The sequence below is a fragment of the Clostridium gelidum genome, from assembly GCF_019977655.1.
Taxonomy (GTDB): Bacteria; Bacillota; Clostridia; order Clostridiales; family Clostridiaceae; genus Clostridium; species Clostridium gelidum.
The window spans coordinates 5,058,481-5,081,656 of sequence record NZ_AP024849.1; the positions used below are offsets into that span (position 1 = coordinate 5,058,481).

Below are 23,176 nucleotides of genomic sequence, written 5' to 3' on the forward strand. Positions count from 1 at the left end.
TTTAATGCCTTTCATAATCTTCTATTTGATTTAAAGTATATTCATACATACTTTCATCTCTATTTTTATAATACCTTTTATACCATAGTATTGTATTTTCAACAGCTTGATTGGCATTGTATACTGGACACCAATTTAAATAATTTCTTGCTTTAGTACTATCAAGTTTCAATAAATTAGCTTCATGTCGATGTTCTAACTCATCTACTTGAATACTTCCCTTACCAAAACAATTTATACAAAGTTTTAAAATATCTTCTACATTTAATATATTTGTATCACTAGGTCCAAAATTCCATCCATTGCTGTATTTTTCTTTATTATTAAGCATTAATGCACCTAATCTCAAATAACCAGATAAAGGCTCTAATACATGTTGCCATGGTCGTGTAGCCAGTGGATTTCTTATTAATATAGGCCTATTTTCAGATACTGACCTAATAAAGTCTGGAATTAACCTATCCTCCGCCCAATCGCCTCCACCTATTACATTACCCGCTCTGGCAGAAGCCAATGCTATGCCATTTTCTCTATAGAAACTATTTCTATAAGCTGATACTACTAATTCTGCACATCCTTTACTTGAACTATATGGATCATATCCGCCCATAGGATCAGTTTCTCTATATCCGTAAATCCATTCTTTATTTTCATAGCACTTATCAGTAGTAATAACCACAACAGCTTTTACGCTATTAACTTTTTTTGCAGCTTCTAGTAAATTAACAGTTCCCATTACGTTAGTTTCATAAGTTTCCTTAGGAAAATTGTATGAATATCTCACAAGTGGCTGTGCCGCTAAATGAAAAACTATCTCTGGTTGATATTCCTTAAAAACATTTGTTAACCTTGCCTCATCCCTTATATCACCAATTATATTTGTAATTCTTTCATCTAATCTACATATTCTAAACATAGATGGATCTGTGGGGGGGTCTAAAGAATATCCTATAACTTCTGCTCCAAGCTTTTTTAACCATATTGAAAGCCATGACCCTTTAAAACCAGTATGACCTGTTATAAGCACTTTTTTGCCTGAATAAATATTATTAAATGCATTATTCATAGGCTACCTCCTCACACTGTTCAACTTTATATTTGTCATAAAGTTTTTTTACTTCTATAAGCCCTTCTAAAACACTCATCGGCTTGTTATTTAATATTTTTGATATTTTCTCTACTTTTAATCCTGCATTAAGTGGTCTTTTAGCAATTTGTCCTAATGTTTTTGTTTCTATTGGAATTAATAATTTTTGATTTAAATCTAATATTTCTGCTGCTCTTAAAGCAAAATTATATCTATCCATAACATTACTTCCAACCATATTAAATATACCATTAATTCCTTTATCGCAGCTTTCTTTAATCATTTGAGCTAAATTAGGACAATACGTTGGACTACTAATCTGATCAGTAGGAATTTTCATAGTTTTATTTTCACTTAAATTTTGTATCAATTGCATTATAAAATTTTTAGAATCTAAATCCCATCCATATACAACTGTAGTTCTTGCAATCATATATTCCTTTATTTCACTTTGTATTATTTTTTCACCCTCAAACTTTGTTTTACCATAATAGTTTATAGGTGTTTCATCATAAGTTTCATCATAAGGTCCATCATTCCCGTCAAATACATATTCAGTAGATACATATACAACCTTACAATCATATATCTTGGAAATTTTCGCTAAATTCTTTATTCCACCAACATTTATGTTATAAGCTTCTTCCTTATTTACTTCACAGTATTCTACATTTGTTAAAGCCATTGTTATTATTACAATATTAGGCTTTATTTTTTTAAAAATATTTTTTATATTATCTAAATTCGTCACATCTACGTATTCTAAATCTAAAATATTATTTTTAGAATAAGTTCCATATGTTAGATATTTATTATCCGATTTAAAAACTTTATGTAATTCCTTACCTAGAAATCCTGATGCTCCTATAATTAATACTGTTTTCATTACACATCTACCTATCCTTTAATGACCAATCATATTTTATAATATCATTTTCATGAGGATTCAATCTCAACATCTCATCATCTTTATGGGTAACCGTTATAAGGTCCGCTACTATTGCTTCATTATTTCCAACACATTTAAACCCATTCCATATATTGGGAGGTATTTGAACAAGGCAATAATTATAATCGCCTAAATATATTTCTTGTATTTCTCCTTTTGTTGAAGAATTTTGTCTATCATCAAATAAAACTAATTTTATCATACCCTTTATTACTGTATAATTTAAAATTGCATTCTTATGAAGATGCCACCCTTTAACTACGTCTGGATATATAGTTGAAAAGTATATTTCACCAAAACCTTTGAATTCATTATCAGAGGCTTCCTGCATTTTCATTATAGTTCCTCTATCGTCTGGTATTTTTTTTAATAGTTTTATTACCACTCCAGCTATCATTTATAATCACCTACCTGTTAGTCCCATATTTTCCATGGTGCTCTTCCATTTTTCCAGAGATTTTCCAATTCTAATTTATCCCTTAATGTATCCATAGGCTTCCAAAATCCATTATGCTTATATGCTGAAAGTTGGTTATGTTTTGATAAAATTTCTAATGGTTCTTTTTCTAAGACAGTACTATCATTTTCTAAATAATCAAATATTTGTGGTTCCATTACAAAAAAGCCACCATTTATCCACCCACCATCACCTATAGGTTTTTCTTCAAATGTATTGACTGTACCATTATCATCAATATTTAATGCTCCAAATCTTCCACCAGGTTGAACTGCTGTTACTGTTGCTATTTTACCTTGAGTTTTATGAAACTCTAAAAGTTTTTTTATATTTACATCTGCAACTCCATCACCATAAGTAAGCATAAAAGTTTCATTTCCTATATAATCTTTAACTCTTTTCAATCTTCCACCAGTCATAGAGTTTAATCCTGTATCAATAAGAGTAATTTTCCAAGGTTCAGCTTTGCTATTATAATAATTTATATCTCCAGAAGATAAATCTACTGTCATATCACTCATGTGCATATGATAGTTAGCAAAATATTCTTTTATCATATATCCTTTATATCCACAACATACAATAAAATCATTTATACCAAAATGAGAATAAATATTCATAATATGCCAAATTATAGGGCTTCCGCCTATGTCTACCATAGGCTTTGGTTTCAGTTCTGTTTCTTCAGTTAACCTTGTTCCAAAGCCACCTGCAAGTATAACTGCATACATAATTTTATACCTCCAAAAAAGAATTTTTATTTCTAGAAATTTTGAATAGTTAATTTAAAGCTAAACATTAGTAGAATAAATAATTTTTTAATTGTCAATTGTTTATTGTATTAAATTAAAATATTTAGCATAGTTCCTCCATTCCTCATTAATATTTAGAATTTCCATGTAAATATCATAATGTTTCTGTATAATTTCTGGTTTCTCATTTATTTTTTCATAAACTTTTGCTAGATAATAATGTGCAAAAGCATGATTAGGATACTTTTCTGATATACTTTTAAAATACCCCCCTGCCATTTCATAATCGCCTATGCTCATCCTATAGTTTTTAACGAAGTTAACTTCTAAATTCATAATATACGCTTTTTTTGTAATATATTCCGGATCAATATTGGGTGCATTTATAACACAATTATATGTAGTTGCGTCTAAAATATTTTGAGATAGATCTATATAGTTATTTTCTATACATAAATCATATAATCTACTTCCTTTAAATGGGGTTGCAATATAAATATAACTCCAATCAAAACCAATTTCATTTATAAGTCTTAATGTGCATTCCCTATCATATTCACTTTCATTTGGAAACCCTATTATAAAAAAGGCATGAACAGTTAACCCATACTTCCTTAATGAAGCTATAGCAGGTTTAATTTGAGCAACTTTTAGCGGTTTAGAAATTATTTCTTTTAGAACATGATCTGATCCTGATTCTATTGCTAAATTTACTATATCTACCCCTGATTTTTTTAAAAGATATGCTATTTCATCATCTATAAATGCAACAGAAATGCCACTTGCTAACTCAATCTTTATACCAAGGTTTGATAGACCTTCTAAAATTTTTTTTGCTCGTTGAGTATCAAATAAAAATTGATCATCATCAATTGATAATTTTCGAAGATTATATAATTTTATCATTTCTTCAACATCTGAAACAACTCGTTCTGCACTCATATATCTTACTTTTTTACCGTGATTAGCTCCAGCACAGCAAAAAACACAATTAAAAGGACACCCTCTAGTTGTATGAATAGGAATAACTGATCCATTATTATTTGAAGTCCCTTTCCTTAGATTTTTAGTTATAAGCCTTTCTCCATATGAATTAATATTAATTAAACTAAAATCTAATAATGGAATTTCATCAAGATTATTTATATATGAAGTTTGTGGTTTTACTCCTTTTAATATTGACTTTCTAGTAATCCATGAGACGTCATTTTCAATTATATCGTAAATATCATTAGAATTTACAAGTTTTAAATATGGAATTTCTCCTTCACCATAACAAACAGCATCAACATATTTATTTTCATCTAATAGTTGTTGAAATGAATTAGTGGCAACTATTCCACCAGCTAAAATAAGTATATTTTCATCATAACAATGTGCTATTTTTGAAAATTCATTCAAATAACTATATGGTAAGTTAAACATTACAGATACCGCTAAAATATTAGGTTTAAAACTAATTATTTTTTCTGTTAAAATATCACACATTTCTAGGTCATTATATGAAAATGAATTAAAATCTAATACTTCTATATTTATTTCTTTAGCTGAATTAGCTTTTATATATGTAGCTATTGATAAAACACCATAGGGAACTGATTTAATTATTTGTTCCTTATTATTACCATCAGTATTTATTTTTACATTTAAAGGTATTACAAATAAAATATTCATAATTTTATCACTCCTTGTATAATTATTTATTTACATCCCCCATGGAAGACTGTAGATATTCCCAAAATATTAGGAATTCTTAAATAAAATTTATATTTAAAATCTCAATTATTAATTAGTAATTTAATATTCCAATACTTTTATACTGTTTCAAAATCTATTGATAAATGTCTTAACCCGACTTTCCCGATTTTAATTAAAAAAAGTGCTAAAATTTTAATTTTTCAATGTATTACGCGGGCTACACTCATTTAAAATGCAGTTTTTATAAATATAGTGACCTAATTTGATAATATGTGGTGGTGATAGAAAATATGGTTTTCTATATAATCAATTATGATTTCTATCAGAACTTTTCTAAGAAAACTATCCTTATTCCTACTATTTAACTTGTAGTGACATAATTTCTTGAAAACCTGTCGAAAACATAGGCTTGGCATACATTTTAGAGGAACCTCGAGTTAATATCTGAGATTAAGTAAATCTTCTTTCTTTGATTTACTTAATCTACCCAAATAATTCTAACACCTTCAATCTTAACAATTTTTCATCACCCCTTCTATACCATTGTACAGAAAAAGTGATTATTGTTTTAGTTGTTTAAAATTTTTTCAAGTTTTTATTTCGAGAAATCTTACTCTTTAGTTTAACACTAAAACTTCCTCCATAACTCAATAGTTTACTTAAAATAACTACAAATATTATATGTGTAATTATACAATTCTTTCTTTTGGTATAGCGTATAATACGCTAGCAATTCCACAATAGCAATGTAATCTATTATAAAATACATAACCTTGCAAATTTTCCATTAAAAACTTAGGTACTTTCCAAAGACCTTCTTCATTATGATATATTGTGACCCCAATAATAGGGCGACTATTATTAATAACTTTTAATGCTCCTTTTAAAACTTTTAATTCATATCCTTCTACATGTATTTTTAAATATGATATATTGTTATAATTTTGAAAAATATTATCAATAGTATTTAAATCTACAATTTCCTTATTATGTTGATCTTCAAATCTTGAAGCTTCACCTAATCCTGAATAAAAATACTGCTTTTCTTTTTTATCTCCAATACCATAATTACATATTTCAATTTTATGTCTAACATGCTCATCCAGAATAGAAATATATTTATTAAGTTCTGTATAATTTTTCAAATCTGGTTCAAACGCAATTATTTTATTAAAATTATAATTACAATATTTCAAAAAATCTTTAATTATGTATCCATTATAAGCTCCACAATCTATAAAAAATTCATCTTGTTTAGATGTATGTAGAATATCCTTTGGAAAGAATTTTTCTCCTACAGTAACTCTTGCATCTTTAAACAGGATCTCTTCTCTTTTAATTCTCCAATAAAGTACTTGTAGATATAAAGCTCTTGAAATATCATCCTGAAATCCATCATAAATTTTAATAATATTATCTTTATCATCTTGAGATAGTTTATTACAAACCCATCCATTGGTTATTCCTAATTGCTTAGAATACCCTTGAATTAAATCAAAAAATGGAAATATATTCTTACAATCATAATATTTTAAAAAATTATATAATTCATTAAATGGAACATTAACAGTACAAATAGCAAATATGGATTTATCCTTGTCATTTTCATCTATATCATCTGGTGATATTATTTTTATTCCCTTAAGTAATTTTCCACGTTTTTCAGGTGCCTTATCAATAATAAGCTTAGGAATAACTCCTATTTGATTTAAAATTTCTATAGCAAGCTCCCCAAGTTTCCCAGCTCCATAAAGTATTATTTCATTATTTAGTAAATCTAAATTCTTTAGTAGCTTTATTTCCTGCTTGTAATTCAATATCGTATCTAACATATAATGTAATTTTTTTTTGTTAATTGAATCTATAGTATACGTTATAATTAACTCCTTTCCTTATGTAGTCTTTATATTTCTTTTCTTTCTAAGACATTTTTCCAATAGCTTAAAAACTTATCATCTTTAAAATATCTTTGAAACTGATAAATTGAGCTTTTATTTTTTTCTTTAAGAATTTGTCTACAATTTTGTATTTGTTGTTGGTTTTCTAATATTTCTTCATAATTATTGCATTTTAGGCTCTGTATGCCATTTTTAAATATTTGCTTATCATCACCTAAACAAGATAAAAACCATTCTGACGGTGTACTTCCAAGTATAGTTTTAAATGAAAAATCTTTTTTTTCTGTTTTCATTACGCACTCATAACTTTTATTTAAATTCATTATTGTATTTTTTAAACTAAACTTTTCTAACACATACGTTCTTGCATTATTGCCTATTCTAATTCGTTCATCAACATTTTCATACAAATATCTTATTGCATTTCCATATTCTTTTTCATTATTTACAACAATACCTGTTTCCATATTTTTAACTAAGTATTTTTCAGTACATTGATTCAATACAATTGGTGGTACCCCTGCTGCCATAGCTTCCAATAAAGCATTCTCTGTAGTTCCATAGTGTTCTGTATTTAATGGATATCCAAAAACATCAAACCTATTTAATTGATTTTGAACATTATCAGTATATCCAATAAATTCAAATCTTTCATCAATCCCTTTTTTTTCTGCTTCATTTAAAATTGCATTTTGAGTACTATTATCTCCTACCATGATAAACTTAGAGTTTGATATATTTATTTCATTGCAATAAGTTACAAATTCAGGTTTTAGTTTACAAAAATTCAATGTACCAATATACCCAATATTAAAGACATTATCATTAAAATGTTCCCTTTTTTTAATATTACTAAATCCACCCGAACTGTAAATTATATCTGTATTATTTTTTATAAATTCTTCTGTATCTTGATTTCTCAAATAAATATTTTCTAAAGAATAAGGTGACGTAAATAAAAATCTATTACAATTCTTTATAAAGTCTTTTTTTATAAATGGATAAGAACAACCTGATATATGACTCCAAATAATCAACCTTACAGGCATTTCGGGGAAATTATAAAGAAATTTGCACATAAGAGGATGATTCCACCATTCAATTTGGACTATATCATATTCTTTTATTTTTTTTTCAATGATTTCTCTTGATGGTTCTATAAACACTTCTACCCCATTCTCTAACGCTTGATTTACAAATTGTAGTTGCTGTGGTTTTTCTAATAAAATAATTGCATGTTCGTATTCATCATTTTGATTGTAACTACATACATTAGAAAGTACCTTCCCTACTCCTCCACCAAGATGTGCGGTAATATGCAAAACTTTATTCATTCAAAATTCCCCTATTTTAATTATTTTTATATTTATTTAAAATTTCTAATGCATTTTTATCAATATTATCTATACAAACATAGTCTGGATACATACATTGAGAACAAACAGCGATTGATTTTCTCTTTTTGCTTAATTGTAAAATTTGATACTCTTTAACTTTAGTACTATCCCATATTTCTCTTAAGCTTTGTTTACTTACATCACCCACTATTAATTTCTGTTGCCAATCATTGCAACACATTGAAACTTTACCATTTGCATTAACTACCAATGAATATAATGGTAGTGAGCATATTTCTTTTTGCTCAATATCGCTTCCCCAAACATTTAATGAGTTGTGACTTATACTTTCATCTTCAAAATCTGGCCAACAAGATATAGCTTTTTCAATAAACATTTCATCAGAAATATTATTAAACATTTCGAAAAATTTTTCTTTACAATCTTCACTTAAGCCTACATCTATAATTTTCACATGCACAACACACTGTTTTTTATTATCATACAGATGTTTTATATTTTTAATAAACGTATTGAAATTTATTTTAACTCCTGAATTTTTTAAATAATCATCTTCATTTAATCCTTCTATTGATATAATAATTTTATCTAATCCCGATTCTATTAATTTATAATTTAATTGTTCATTCAGTAAATAACCATTAGTTGTTATTTCAATTTTTTCTGCAATTTCTTTTTCTTTTGCATATTTTATCATTTCTGATATATTCTTATTTAATAAAGGTTCGCCATCCTTCCAAAGCTTAATAGCTTTAATTTTATCATCAAAATAGACTAATTCATTAATAATCTTTTTGAACAATTCGAAACTCATTATCGTTCTTTTTTTATCATTATCTTTACTAGTAGGACAAAATTTGCATTTAAAATTACACTTACTAGCAGGATCTATCTGAATTACATATGGAGTTTTTAATGGTAAAACTTTTGATAAATCATTTCTATCAGTAGATAATTTAGATTTTATTTCTGCCATATTCTTTTTCACCACACTATATCATATTAAATTTTTTAATAATTTTTCCGAATATTTATCCAGATTGTCAGATGCGCCAAAATCAAGTTGACCACACTTACCACATGTTTCATGATTTCCCCTCATTTTTTTTAGATGCATAATTCTAAGTTCTTTTAACTTTTCACCATTCCATATATCATAAAAAGACTGTTCTTTTACATCTCCAACTATAATCTTGTGTTCCCAATCTACAAAACATGCACTTACTGTTCCATCTGAGTTAATCGTTAAAGAGTAAAATATATATGGACATATGTTTACTTTTTCTAATTCTTGCCCATATAATCCTTTATCACACTTTTCTTTTAACTCTCCTATTTCAAAATTTGGCCAAATTGGAGTTATATTTTCAATAAAAATTTCATCCGAAATATCACCAAATATTTCATAAAATTTTTCTTCTTCTCCTTTCACTCCTATATCTGTAGATTTTATACAGACTTTGCATTGTTTTTTATTATCATAAAAATGCTTAATATTGCTAATATATTCTTCAAAATCTATATCAACTTTTGATATAGATTTATATTTTTCTTTTGAAAGTGCTTCTACCGAAATAACAATTCTATCTAATCCTGCATCTATTAGTTCTTTGTTTTTTTCTATATTTAACAATGATCCGTTCGTTGTAAACTCAATTTTATCAGCTACATCTTTTTCTTTTGCATATTTAATCATATCAGGTAACCATTTATTAATTAGAGGTTCTCCTTCTTTATAAAGCCTAATACATTTTATTTTTTTAGAAAATTTAGTCAAATCATCAATTATTTTTTTATATAAATCAAATTTCATCACTTCTTGCATTCTTCCAATATTATTTTTATCTCTATTAAAACAAAATTCACAACTAAAATTACATGCACTCGAAACATCTATAAAAACAGTAAATGGTGTTTCTAAAGGTATGACATCCTCTAACTTTGTCCTTTCATTTAAAGATATCCTTGGCTTTACTTTTGCTTTCATTATTTCACTCCTTATCTACATAAGCATAACATATAGTTTCAAAAATTGTGCTATTTGAATGATGTCTCACAAAAAATTTATACTCTGGAACTATAGATTTTAAATATAACGGTATTTCATATAAATCCTGACTATTATGATAAATGCTAATCGCAAGTTTAGGTTTATTATTTTTTATAGTATTCTCTGCTCCTTTTAAAGCATCTAGTTCAAAACCTTCTATATCCATTTTTATAAAAGTAATGGGTTCATTTTTTACAATATCATCTATTTTACATATTTTAATTTCATATTCTTCATTATTATTTCTACAATTTTGTATTTGTTCCATAGATATATTATAATTATCATTGCCAACACCATAATTAAAGATTTTAACATTATTTAAATTATAATTTTCAATTGTTTTTAAGAAATTATCGTAATTTTCTCTATCAGGCTCAAAAGCATATACCTTGCTATTTTTTAGATTTAATTGGTGCATTGTTAAAAAAAACTCTACAGTTGAATCTCCATCATAGGCACCACAGTCAATAAAAATTTCATTATCAGTATATATAAAAAACTCAGTATCAAAATATTGTGGTCCAGTAACTATTGGATGAATAAGTAAGTTACCAGACAATCCAAAAGAAAGTTGTTGAAAAATTCTAGCTTTAATAACATTTAAATAAACTTTTTTAGAAAAATCATCAATAAACAAATCATTTACTTGTTTAAGTTTTTCTATATTATTATACAAATTAGGACAAGGTAAAAAACCTAATGTTCCATCTATATCAGAAAAAATATATTGAGCATTCATAGATTCCAGTTGTTTTATTACCTCTACATACGTCATCATAGATACTATTACTAATGTATCTTTTATGTTGTTTTTTATATAATTAGGCGGAAGTATATATACTCCATCTATACAATCTCCCCATATATCTTTATTGTTATCACAGAAATACGCTACTTTAAAACCATATTTTTTTAAAGTATTTAGTACTTGTTTACCAATCCTTCCTGCTCCAAATAGAACTATTTGTTTAGTTTTGATTAATTCATCTAAACTTCCAAGTTTCTTACACTCTTTAATTTCATATAGGTATGTATATAATTCTTTTAAATTATTAATTTTAAAAATTTTTTTTAATTCAAATATATTCATATTACGTTCCTCTAATCTAAAATTTTATTGTAATTTGATTTTGATATTTACTATATTTTATGTTTAAAATTCAATAAGCTTATTTTCTCATTATCAGGTATATATTTACTATTATTTAATATATATTCTGCTATTTCTAACTTTTTAAGTGAATTTTTATTATTTTGTAAACTATAATAACTCCTATTATTCGCATTTATATATGCATTTTTTATTTCAATTTCTGAAAAACTATTATTATCTATGTATTTGTCTAACAAATAATAAAAGTCACTAACTCTTTTAATTGTGACTATATTTTGATTTGTTATAGATTCGGATTGAACTCTAAAGTACATATACTCCTTATTGATAAAATAGTAGTTTCCAAACTTACATAACTTTATCCACATATCATAATCGGCCATATATTTTAAGTTACTATCACCAAATAATCCAGTTATGTTTAATGCTTCTTTTCTTATCATTACACCAGAAGGACAACCGATAATATTTCCATTAATTATTAATTGCTTAAAAATAAATTTACTTTCATATTTACCACAACTCATATTTAATATATACCCACTAATTTTCTCATTCTTTTCATTGACATGACAAAAATTAACTCCACATAAATTAACATCCAAATTTCTTTCCATAATGCTTACCATCTCTTTGATGCAATTGCCATGAATAGTATCATCAGCATATACAAATTTAATATACTTTCCATTTGATAATTCAATGCATTTATTGGTATTGTCTAAAGGACCTTGATTAGTATCATTCTTATACAATTTTATTCTTTTATCTTTATAAGACTTCACAATATTTACTGTATCGTCTATAGAACAATTATCTGATATTATAATCTCAATATTCCTATAAGTCTGATTTAGCACAGAATCAATTGTATACTTAATGTATTTCTCTCCATTATAAACAGGAATACAAATACTAACCAAAGGTAAACTTTTCCTATACTCTATTACGTCCTGATCCTGTTCTATTTTTCCTATGCTATCAATCAATTCTTTTCGTGAATTTTCATCATTACATTTTTCTAAAGATTTTTCATAAAGTTGTAATGCCTCTACAAAATTTTCCTTTTTTTCATATATGTACGCCAAATTATAATTTAAATCAAAACTCTCATCATCATAAACAAGTCCTTCCTTTATTACCTCTTCAGCTTCTTCAATAGAACCTTGTAATATTAAAATTACAGCTTTAATTGAATAAATTTCTGCATCATCTTTATAAATTTTTATATATTCACTAATTAACCCCTGAGCCTCTTCTAATTTATTATTATTTATTAAAACATCTATATTATCTTTAATTTCTTGTTTAATCAAATCAATTTCATCATTCATATTATCACTTCTTTCTAAGGTTTTAAAATAAAAAATTATTTCTTATCTTGCTCTATAATTTTTCTTATACCATCGATAAATGAATGCTTTGGAAACCAATTCAACTCATTATTCGCTTTTCCTATATTAGCTATAACATCAAAAATCTCATTTTTTCTTTTAATATCTTCACTAATAATAGGTTTATTAATTGAAAGTACTTCCTGTACTACATCAATTATTTGTTTTACACTTATAGAATTTCCACTTCCTATATTATAAATAGAATACCCTTTTTTATTGATAGTTAAAATTAAAGCTTCAATTAAATCATCTAAAAAAATATAATCTCTTTTGGGTGATAAGTCTTTTATTTTAATTTCATCATCATTCAGTGCTTGATCTATAATAAGAGGAATTAAAAACTTTTTATTCTGCCCTTCACCATATACATTAAAAGGTCTTATTACTGCAATATCAACATTAAACTGTTTTGCATAAAATTCACAAAACTGTTCTGCCATAAATTTGGAATGTGCATATGGATTGTTGGGATTTAATTTATCTTCCTCTGAAATTGGTAACCTTTCAGGTTGCCCATAAATATAAGAACTAATAAAAGTTAAACTTTTATTATATCTCTTACAAAATTCCAAAATATTAACTGTTCCAAAAGAGTTTACTTTATAATATTCTTGTGGATTAATCCAGCTATTAGGTACGAAAATTTTAGCTGCTAAATGAAATATATGATATATATTTTCAAAATTTATATTTTTTATTGAATTAAAATCTGATATATCTCCATCACTAGAATTAAATTCTATAATATCATAATTCAATTCTATTAATCTGCTTTTAAGTTTACTTCCAATAAAGCCATTTGAACCTGTAATTAAAATTTGTTTCAACTTTTCACCTGCTTTACTAAATTTTATAGAAACTCTTCTTTTTCATTTTTGAATTTTTCTATTGCAATTTCATAATCATCAGGTCTTCCAATATCTAACCAATAACCATCAAAATTATAGCTATATACCTTATCCTTTTTTTCTATCATATCTAAGACAAGAGAATCTACTCCATAAGGTTCACCCTTTGTTATATATTCTAATATGCCTGGCTCAAAAGCATAAATACCCATGCTTACATCATAATTATATTCAGGTTTTTCTATAAATTGGTCAATTTTTCTCTCCTTATCATATTTTAACACGCCAAAATCTACCTTTAGATTTCTTTTATACGTAGCAATTGTAGCCTTTGCATTTTTATCTTTATGAAAATCCATTAATTCCTTAAAATCAATATTAGATAAAATATCACCATTCATTACTAAAAATGTTTCTTTCAAATCTTTTATAAACGCTAAAGGTCCTATTGTACTTAAAGGTTTATCCTCATAAATAAAATCTACTGGTATTCCAAATCTTGAGCCATCACCTACATAAGCTTCTATAAGTTTACCCAAATAATTTACAGTTATAGTTATTCTATCGAATCCAGCTTTTTTCAACTGTAATATTACAACTTCCAAAATAGCCACATCTCCAATTGGCATAAGAGGTTTAGGAATTACGGTAGTATAAGGTCTAAGCCTTTCACCTTTTCCACCTGCCATAATTATAGCTCTCATATTATCTCTCCCTTTTTAAACATTATAAATATCAGTTTTAAAATATTTCATATTATTTTCAATCCATTTTATCGTATGTATTAATCCATCATCTAAGGAATATTCGGGTTTCCAACCTGTCAATTTCTTTATTTTACTATTATCTGCCCATAATCTATTTACTTCGCTTTTCTCTGGTCTTAATCTATTATCATCACAAACTATAGCAATTTCTTTACCCATTATGTTTGATATTTTTGTTACTAACTCTCCTATGCTTATCTCGTAGTTTGATCCAGTATTTATTACTTCACCTAAAGTTAAATCACTTTCTGCAACTTTTATAAAAGCTTCTACAGTATCTAGCACATAATTAAAATCTCTAGTAGGCGTTAAACAACCTAATTTTATTTCTAATTTATCATCTAGAATTTGACTTATAACTGTAGGTATAATAGCTCTTGCAGACTGCCTTGGGCCATATGTATTAAAAGGTCTTATAGTAGCAACTGGCAAATTAAAGCTTTTATAATAACTTTCTGCAATTTTATCAGCACCTATTTTAGAAGCAGAATATGGAGATTGCCCTTGCATAGGATGTTTTTCATCAATTGGTACATATTGTGCGGTACCATATGTTTCAGAAGTTGACGTATGTACTATTTTTTTAACATCATATTCTCTACATGCTTCTAAAACATTAGTAGTCCCTTCAACATTTGTTCTTACATAAGCCATAGGCGAACTATAAGAATAAGGTATTGCTATCAAAGCAGCAAGATGAAATACCACTTCATTCCCTTTGACCACTCTTTTAATACAATCGTATTCTCTAACATCACCTGCTATTACATTTATACTATCTTTAACACTTTTATCAAAGGTATCAATCCACCCCCAATTATTAAAGGAATTATATTGAACAAGTGCTGTTACTTCTGCTCCAATTTCTATTAACCTTTCTAACAAATGACTACCAATAAAACCATCAGCTCCAGTAACCAATACTTTTTTGCCTGATAAATTCACCCTAATCACTCCCCTCAACAACTATATTAAATATCAATTAATTTTGTACTTACTTATTACGAGATTTAAAATCATATTTCTTTTTTGTAAACATGAATCCAATTATCTATAGCCTTTTCCCAAGATGTCATATTCCAAATAATATCTTTATTTTTACCACATTTATTTTTTAACTTATGTAAATTTCTAACTGAATACATAAGTTTCTTACCCACTTCTTCAACTTTATCAACCTCTATAAAATATATCCCCTTATTTTTAAATACACTATATGGCAACCAGCTTCCTGTAATAATAACATTATCAGCATATAAATACTCTTGCATAGAACCACTTAATTGATCTGTTGTCTGTACTTGTATCATTATATCTGAAACTAATCTAAGCTTAGCAGTATCTTCTTCACTTAGAAATTGATCATAAATTCTATACTTTATTCCAGATTCTCTAAGTCTTTCTCTTACAATACTAAACAAACTTTTTTCTCCATAAGTCATAGGAAATAAAAAATAGCAGTTAGCAGGCAACTGATTTTTAACTTTAAGTATTGAGTCAATTATACTTAAATGATTCTGTTCTGGTGATGCATTATATCCACAAGTTATTATTATAGAATCCTTCGGTAAGCTCAATAATTCTTTTATCTCAGTTTTATCATCATTTATAAAAGCTTTAATATAATCAAGTTGTATTAACCCAAATCTACAAATTGATAGTTTACTGCTATATACTTTATTATAATAATTATTAAAATTAATTAATGTATTTTCATTTCCAAAATTAATATTATCAGCTATTTCAAATATATTTTTTTGAAACTGTTTTTGCTCTTGTGTGGTTCTATAATAATCACTTCCCCATATAGTTACAATTATCTTATCACATTTTTTTCTTATTTGTTTTGCAACTAAACCATAAAAATATGCTAAAAAATGAATATGAATTATATCATATTTTTCAATTAAATTTATTTTATCAGTTAATTCATCTATATTTCTATATATAAATACATTTTCTATGATATTTTTATCTATTTTGACCTTATAATTTTCATCCATAGTTAATACATCAAATTCTATGTCATAATCATTTTTTAGCTTCTCTAAAAAATTCTTGGTATATACAGAAAAAAAATGACATAAAACTAAGCATCTTTTTTTATGTTTCGTATGTGATTTTAATTTTCCAATTGCAATTTGAGATTTAAACAAGACTATATTCAAGTCATTATTTACTATACCTTCATACTCTTTAATTAAAGTTTCTGCATTCCTAAAATCATCGATATCTATAAAACTTTCAATTGTCTTTTTTATTTGTTTTTTATAAGTTTCAAATTCATTATTATCATAATCTACTTCCATTTTAAGGTCTTCTAAAAATATTTCTATCCCTTTTTTCATATAAGGATATACTTCTAAAGACTTTCTTAAATATTGTATATAATTTTTTTTATATTCTTTATTTTCCATAGCAATCTTAATTAATATTAAAAATTTTTCCTCTTCATCCTTGAAAAAGTTAATATATTTTTCTTCCATCAAATAATCATTATAAACATATTTAATACATCTAACACCTATACTTAAATAATATTTAAAAATCCACTCATATTCAGAATCATAAATTTTATCAACTAACAACACATACCTACATAAAATTTTATTAATTCTTAAATTTTTATAATTCATCTCATCTTTAAAATAGTTAATATATTTAACAACTACATTACTAAAATCTTCATACTTTTTTAAAATGTAATCTAAATACCTGTTTATATTTTTATCCCATACAGTCTCAAATATGGTAGGTATATAGCTACAATATTTCAACTTATAATAAATAATATCTCCAAAATAATCTTCCAATTTATTGAAATCACCTTCAAATGTTATATTATCAATAACACCTTGTAAACTTATATCCTTTTTATTATATTTATGTCTCAATAAATATAGCTTTGAGTAATCATTATTATATATAGAAAAAATCTCATAAATACTTTCCTCATTAGAATACTTTTCTAAAATTTCAAAGAATTTATTTTCTTTTATCTTGTCGCTCATAATTTTTTCTTCATAAAAATTCTTAATATATTTTATATTCTTTGAGTTTATTGCTCCTCTAATTATTAGCTCCAACACATTTTGTATGTACTTATCTTTTTCAATTTGAGACGCAAATTTTAAAACTTCATCAAAATTTCCAATTTTAAAATATATTTTCACCATATCTTGTAGAGCTTCATCTTTTTGTCCTAAGGTATACATTCCTAAAGTTACATCAAAATTTATATTCATATTATTATAATTATCACATAAATTCATATATTTTTTATAAGCTTGTATACATTCTTCATATTCTCCCAATAACCCTTTTGCTTTTCCTAAATAAAACATTAAATCAACATATTCATTATCTATCTTTAATCCCTCTTCGCAAACTTTCTTTGCAAGTTCATCTTCTTCTAACTTCAAAGAACATAATGCCATTTGATAATAAACATATTTATACTTACTTTTATTTTTGCATTTATTCAGTAATTCATAAGCATTTTTAATGATTTCATAAGCCTCAGAATAATCATTATGGCTTGTATATGTTACTGAAAGTTGAAACATATAATAAATATTTTCAGGTTCTTTCTCTAATGCACATTTTAGTAAAGTACTTGTTCTTATGAATTTTTCATTTAATACTTCTTCATTTTCTTCTATGTACCCATAATGAATTATTGTTGTTTCTAAATCAATTGTAGGTTCCTTAAATATTGGACTATTATGAACAATCCCTTCATAATGAAAGCTACCATCATTTTTAAATATCCTTGGAGATTTAAGCATTGCATATTGAGAATCATCAGATAAATTATGTATATTTTTCACATCTAAAAGTCCTGTTTTAAATGGTTTAGCCTTCGGCGATTTTATAAATTGAATAATATTATCACAATTTATTATTTCTTCATCAGCATCTATTATTAAAATCCATTTTCCCTTTGCATAACTTATGGATTTATTTCTCATTCCAGAAAAATCATTTTCCCATGGGTGAAAAAATATTTTATCTGTATATTTTTTTGACATTTCAACAGTTTTATCTTTAGACCCTGTATCTATAATTATCAATTCGGAATCTATATTCTGCAATATAGGTCTAAGACTGTTTAAGCACCTTCTAATGTTCTTTTCTTCATCTTTTACCATCATACATATTGATATTTCCATATTATAATCCTCACTTTTATGTAAACATAGATTTTATAGTTTGAATTTCCGTATCACCAGATATTATATTTTCATACTCATTTATAAGTTCTTTAGCTTCATCAAGTTTATTTTCGCTTATAAGAACTTTTATAGTTTGCACAACTTGACTTTTGTAAATTCCCATTTCACTGTTAGTTTCCTTTTGTTTAAGTTCATCCAATAAAGATTTAATACCACTATGCATATATGGATATATATTTAAAGCCTTTTTTAAATATTTTAAATATTTTTCTTCATTTGAACTTTTTATTAAGTTAGCTTTTCTCATATATGCAAAAAAAGCTAATTCTTCATCATCGAAGAAATATATTTCTTCATTTTCTAACAATTCCACTTTATAAATTATTTCTATATAATTAACTCCATATTGAACATATGTATTAAAGATTTCTTTATATTTTATATCATCAAATTTAGCAACTGCAACCAAATACTTTGTAATGGTCTTCTTTATACATATAACACATAAATCTTCCTTTACATCAACATAACATGTGTTTAAAAGTACTTTTATAAAATCATCATACTTATTATCTAAATATTTAAAAAACTCAATTGCTTTTTTCTCTTTTACATTCTTAATACAATTTATAAATTTATTAAATGAATATTTCATATAATAGTATAAAATATCACCGTAAAAATAATATAATTCATTAAAATCTTCCTCTTCCATATGTCTCATAATTTCAAAATCATTTAATAAACAATCGTCATTATTCTTAATAGCTATTCTAAACTCTAATAAGTCCATATATAAATCCGTATATAAAGCATTTTCATTTAAAATAGCCTTTAATTTATTCATTTCAATTTTATTGCTATCTTTATATTTTTCTAAATATAAAATAAAAGTGTTTCTAATATCATATCTAATTACTATATTATTATAAAAGTTCTTTAATCCAGTATAATCATTCATGTCAAGATATAAGTTTATGTTTTCTTCTACTGCTTCTTCATTTGTTAATATAAATACATCTTTAATTTTGCTATAGTATTTTATAGATTGATTGTAATCCCCTATTCTTCTATATAATACAAATAAATCAAAAAACACATATTCTCTTTTGCCATGATAATATGTTTGAACATTAATATTTTTCTTATTGTCATATTTGTCCAAATAAACTAAGTATTTTTCATAAGCTCTTATAGCTTCATTGTTTTTATCTAAAATCAACTGACTTTTTCCCAATAAATAACAAACATCAATATGGTTAATTTTTGCTTCTATAGCCTTACTACAAATATATTCAACCTTATTGAAATTTTTAATTTTTAAATAACATAATGCTAATTGTGTATACACATATAAATAATTTTCTAAATCATTTATAGCTATTTTCTTTTCCATAATATTAAAAGCCTTAATGGCACAATCAAGAGCTTCTCGCTCATCATTATGCATGCTATAACTTACAGATAGCTGATACCAATAGTAAATATTACCTGAATCTTTCTCTAATTCGTTTTTTAAAATAGTAGTTGTTCTTTTAAATTTTTTTTCGGCAAACTCCTTATCATTAAATATATAACCATAATGTTCTATTAAGCCATTAACATAAGCAAATGGCTCTTTAAACAAAGGTCTATTATGAACTGCACCTTCATATTTAAATTCACCATCATTTTTAAATATTCTTGCAGAAGAAAGAGTAGAATAAGTAGAAATATCATCTGACCCCGTTAAGTTTTTTACATTTATAAATACAGTATTATACTTTTTAATATATTCACTATTAAAAAATTTCACTATATCTTCATACTCTATAAGCATTTCATCAGCATCAATTATAAATATCCATTCTCCATGTGCATAGCTTATAGTTATATTTCTCATATCCGAAAAATTATTGTCCCATTTATGAAAATATACTTTATCTGTATATTTTTTTGCTATGTCTACAGTACTGTCTTCTGAACCAGTATCTACAATAATTAATTCAGAATCAATATTTTCCATAAGTTTTTGTAAATATATTAAACATTTATCTAGAAATTTTTCTTCATTTTTCACCATCATACATATGCTTAACTTCATAATTATTCTCTCCTATTATAAAACTTCAAACTAAATTATATATTCTTTATACAAAAACAACAATAGTATATTGTTTCTCTATAAAAAGCATATAAAAAGAGTAGAGTTGCCTCTACTCTTCTTTTTACAGAACTATCTTAATAATTGAAGAACTTGTTCTGGTTGTGATTTAGCTTGTGCAAGCATAGCTTGTGCAGCTTGAGAAAGAATATTATTCTTTGAGTATGTTGACATTTCTTTTGCCATATCAACGTCTCTAATTCTTGATTCTGCTGAAGTTAAGTTTTCAGAAGAAGTTCCAAGATTGTTTATTGTGTGTTCTAATCTATTTTGTATTGCACCTAAGCTACCTCTTTGACCTGATACTTTAGCTACAGCCTTATCAAGAACATCAAGTGCATTAGTAGCATCTGTTTTATTCATAACATTTAATGCTGATTCTTGTTTAACATCTGTTGTACCATTAGTTACAACATTTGTTGTAGTAAATCCTGATTGGCCTGCATTTCCAGTAATCCCAATAGCATTAGCTCTCATATCAGCAATATTTACTGCCATTGATTGACCTTTATTAGCACCTACTTGTAGAGTAGTATTAAATCCAGATCCTTGAGCTCCTGCTCCAACAACTTGTTGTACATTTCCAGATGCTATTGTAGTTGCGCCATAAGTAGTTGTTAAAGGAGTATTAGTTCCATCAGTAACTTTTAAATCCAATCCTGATTCTGATATAAATTGAAGTTTATCATCTTTTGAAAGTGAGGCAGTAACTGTTCCACCTAATCCTGCATTTTGTAGTGATGCATTCATATCTTTCACTAAATCTTGAAGTGCTGCATTCGCTACATTTTTGTCTGCATTTGCAGTATCATAAACCTTAGGAGAAACGCCTGCGTTTAATGTAACAGTAACATCACTACCTGTACCTACTGCAATTTTGAATGTAGAATTTGCAGCCAAAGTCTTTCCTCCTGCTGCTGTAAGACTTACAGTACCTTGAAGACCTGATCTTTCTATTGTAGTTGGATCTCCTTTTACATCATTGGCACCTACTTGACCTGCTGCTGCTTTTATGGTGCTTGTAGTTCCACTTGATTTTGCAGTCATTGTCATAGAAACACCGCTAAATGTTATATCAACTAAATCTGATAGTTTCTTACCACCAGCAGTAACTGCACCTAAAATATCCTTATCAGCTGTTGTACCTGTAGTAGTAACGCCTGAGAAATTAAAAGTAATTCCATCAACAGTTACTTTATCAGCCCCAACACATTTTGCTGCTGTAAATGTTGACATTGTAACTGAAGCACTAGTAGATTTAGTAATCTTAGCTCCATCTTCAGCATCCATACCACCATTTAATACTTTTTGAGTATTGAATTCAGTTGTATTACCAATTCTGTTTACTTCTGAAGTTAATTGGTTCATTTCATCTTGTATTGATGATCTATCAGCATCAGTGTTAGTTCCATTAGCTGATTGATTGGCTAATTCTCTCATTCTTAAAAGAATTGAGTGAGTTTCATTTAAAGCACCTTCTGCTGTTTGAATCATTGAAATACCATCTTGTGCATTAGATGAAGCTTGGTCAAGACCTTTAATTTGATTTCTCATTTTTTCAGATATTGCAAGACCTGCTGCATCGTCTCCAGCTCTGTTAATTCTTAAACCTGAAGAAAGTTTTTCCATTGATTTGCTTGAAGCACCTTGATTGATGTTTATGTTTCTGTTAGCATTAGCTGCTGGTAAATTGTGATTAATTATCATAATAAATTCCTCCTTGATTTTTGTTTTTGGACTTCCATGTCCATTTTTTTGTTTTTAATATATATCAACTCTTAAGAGTTAATAGCTTGCAAGCTGTATACTTTATTATTCGGTTTAAATACATATTACTTTAGCTTTTATTTAAACTTTTTCAAGTTTTTTATTATATTTTGTAAATATATAAGTAATAAGCTTTTAAATCCTATATTTATATATTCGACAGAAAGTTTTAAACCTTTACACTATTTTTAAATTTTATTTTTAGGAATATGAAATTTAATAACAAGTCAAAAATGCAATGTATATTTTATGTCAGACAACGATGTAATATTAGCTCATAACCTAATATTGCTGATACAATATGGCACAAAATAGACTAGCATACTGACTTGTTATTTATTTGAATATTCCTTATATGGTTTTATTAAACACTCTAGATTTATTTTCAATACTATTATAATTAGTATTAGCTTGTTTAATTTTCTTTAGATTTTCTATTTCCTTCTTAACTTTAACCTTTTCTTTTTTAGCTAAAATTTCTAATTCTTCCTCTAATTCTAGCAGTTTTAATGAATCTCCTATCTTTTTAATTTCTTCTTTATCAAAATTAATGTTATTTATCGATTTTAAAATATCTTCTCTTTTTTCAATTAGAATATCTATTTCTCCATCTTCTCTAATCTTATCCATTAAATCTAAAGTTAAAGTTCTATACTCTTCCAAATATTCATTTAAATTCATAAATCCTATCCTCTTTACTTAACTAATTTTAG

The 23,176-nt window shown here is 26.2% G+C and carries 18 protein-coding genes; all 18 read right to left on the reverse strand.

What is annotated here, in order from left to right:
- Position 1 precedes the first annotated feature (1 nt).
- Positions 2–1,066 (reverse strand): CDP-glucose 4,6-dehydratase, encoded by a 1,065-nt coding sequence (gene rfbG / locus psyc5s11_RS23365; RefSeq protein WP_224034861.1) that lies wholly within the window; start codon positions 1,064–1,066, stop codon positions 2–4.
- Entirely contained in the window at positions 1,059–1,973 is a 915-nt protein-coding gene (locus tag psyc5s11_RS23370; RefSeq protein ID WP_224034862.1) for an SDR family oxidoreductase, read from the reverse strand. The genes rfbG and psyc5s11_RS23370 overlap by 8 nt, the downstream gene beginning before the upstream one ends.
- A gap of 7 nt (positions 1,974–1,980) precedes the next feature.
- Entirely contained in the window at positions 1,981–2,433 is a 453-nt protein-coding gene (locus psyc5s11_RS23375; RefSeq protein ID WP_224034863.1) for a dTDP-4-dehydrorhamnose 3,5-epimerase family protein, read from the reverse strand.
- 17 nt (positions 2,434–2,450) lie between these two features.
- On the reverse strand, positions 2,451–3,224 hold the full coding sequence (gene rfbF / locus psyc5s11_RS23380; protein ID WP_224034864.1) for a glucose-1-phosphate cytidylyltransferase: 774 nt from the start codon (positions 3,222–3,224) through the stop codon (positions 2,451–2,453).
- Between the two features lie 102 nt (positions 3,225–3,326).
- Positions 3,327–4,919 (reverse strand): B12-binding domain-containing radical SAM protein, encoded by a 1,593-nt coding sequence (locus psyc5s11_RS23385; protein WP_224034865.1) that lies wholly within the window; start codon positions 4,917–4,919, stop codon positions 3,327–3,329.
- Between the two features lie 713 nt (positions 4,920–5,632).
- Positions 5,633–6,775: an FkbM family methyltransferase gene (locus psyc5s11_RS23390; RefSeq protein WP_224034866.1), complete on the reverse strand. Its 1,143-nt coding sequence runs from the start codon at positions 6,773–6,775 to the stop codon at positions 5,633–5,635.
- A gap of 71 nt (positions 6,776–6,846) precedes the next feature.
- A complete protein-coding gene (locus psyc5s11_RS23395) occupies positions 6,847–8,175 on the reverse strand; it encodes a glycosyltransferase family 4 protein (protein WP_224034867.1) in 1,329 nt (442 codons plus the stop codon).
- A 16-nt stretch (positions 8,176–8,191) separates the two neighbouring features.
- On the reverse strand, positions 8,192–9,175 hold the full coding sequence (locus psyc5s11_RS23400; protein ID WP_224034868.1) for a radical SAM/SPASM domain-containing protein: 984 nt from the start codon (positions 9,173–9,175) through the stop codon (positions 8,192–8,194).
- Positions 9,176–9,196: 21 nt separating this feature from the next.
- Entirely contained in the window at positions 9,197–10,186 is a 990-nt protein-coding gene (locus tag psyc5s11_RS23405) for a radical SAM/SPASM domain-containing protein (protein WP_224034869.1), read from the reverse strand.
- A 4-nt stretch (positions 10,187–10,190) separates the two neighbouring features.
- On the reverse strand, positions 10,191–11,342 hold the full coding sequence (locus psyc5s11_RS23410) for an FkbM family methyltransferase (protein WP_224034870.1): 1,152 nt from the start codon (positions 11,340–11,342) through the stop codon (positions 10,191–10,193).
- Positions 11,343–11,392: 50 nt separating this feature from the next.
- The gene (locus psyc5s11_RS23415) at positions 11,393–12,700 is read right to left on the reverse strand and encodes a glycosyltransferase (RefSeq protein ID WP_224034871.1); all 1,308 of its coding nucleotides are present in this window, start codon (positions 12,698–12,700) and stop codon (positions 11,393–11,395) included.
- A gap of 35 nt (positions 12,701–12,735) precedes the next feature.
- Positions 12,736–13,590: an NAD-dependent epimerase/dehydratase family protein gene (locus tag psyc5s11_RS23420; protein WP_224034872.1), complete on the reverse strand. Its 855-nt coding sequence runs from the start codon at positions 13,588–13,590 to the stop codon at positions 12,736–12,738.
- Between the two features lie 23 nt (positions 13,591–13,613).
- Positions 13,614–14,315, reverse strand: coding sequence for a sugar phosphate nucleotidyltransferase (locus psyc5s11_RS23425; protein WP_224034873.1), 702 nt, complete (start codon positions 14,313–14,315; stop codon positions 13,614–13,616).
- 15 nt (positions 14,316–14,330) lie between these two features.
- Positions 14,331–15,323, reverse strand: a complete 993-nt coding sequence (locus psyc5s11_RS23430; protein ID WP_224034874.1) for an NAD-dependent 4,6-dehydratase LegB — start codon at positions 15,321–15,323, stop codon at positions 14,331–14,333.
- Between the two features lie 71 nt (positions 15,324–15,394).
- Positions 15,395–18,550: a glycosyltransferase gene (locus tag psyc5s11_RS23435; RefSeq protein ID WP_224034875.1), complete on the reverse strand. Its 3,156-nt coding sequence runs from the start codon at positions 18,548–18,550 to the stop codon at positions 15,395–15,397.
- Between the two features lie 16 nt (positions 18,551–18,566).
- Positions 18,567–20,636: a glycosyltransferase gene (locus psyc5s11_RS23440; RefSeq protein ID WP_224034876.1), complete on the reverse strand. Its 2,070-nt coding sequence runs from the start codon at positions 20,634–20,636 to the stop codon at positions 18,567–18,569.
- A gap of 132 nt (positions 20,637–20,768) precedes the next feature.
- A complete protein-coding gene (locus psyc5s11_RS28135) occupies positions 20,769–22,403 on the reverse strand; it encodes a flagellin N-terminal helical domain-containing protein (RefSeq protein WP_311196386.1) in 1,635 nt (544 codons plus the stop codon).
- Between the two features lie 411 nt (positions 22,404–22,814).
- Positions 22,815–23,144 carry a hypothetical protein gene (locus psyc5s11_RS23455; RefSeq protein WP_224034877.1) on the reverse strand — a complete coding sequence of 110 codons (330 nt, stop codon included), beginning with the start codon at positions 23,142–23,144 and terminating at the stop codon, positions 22,815–22,817.
- Positions 23,145–23,176: the final 32 nt, after the last annotated feature.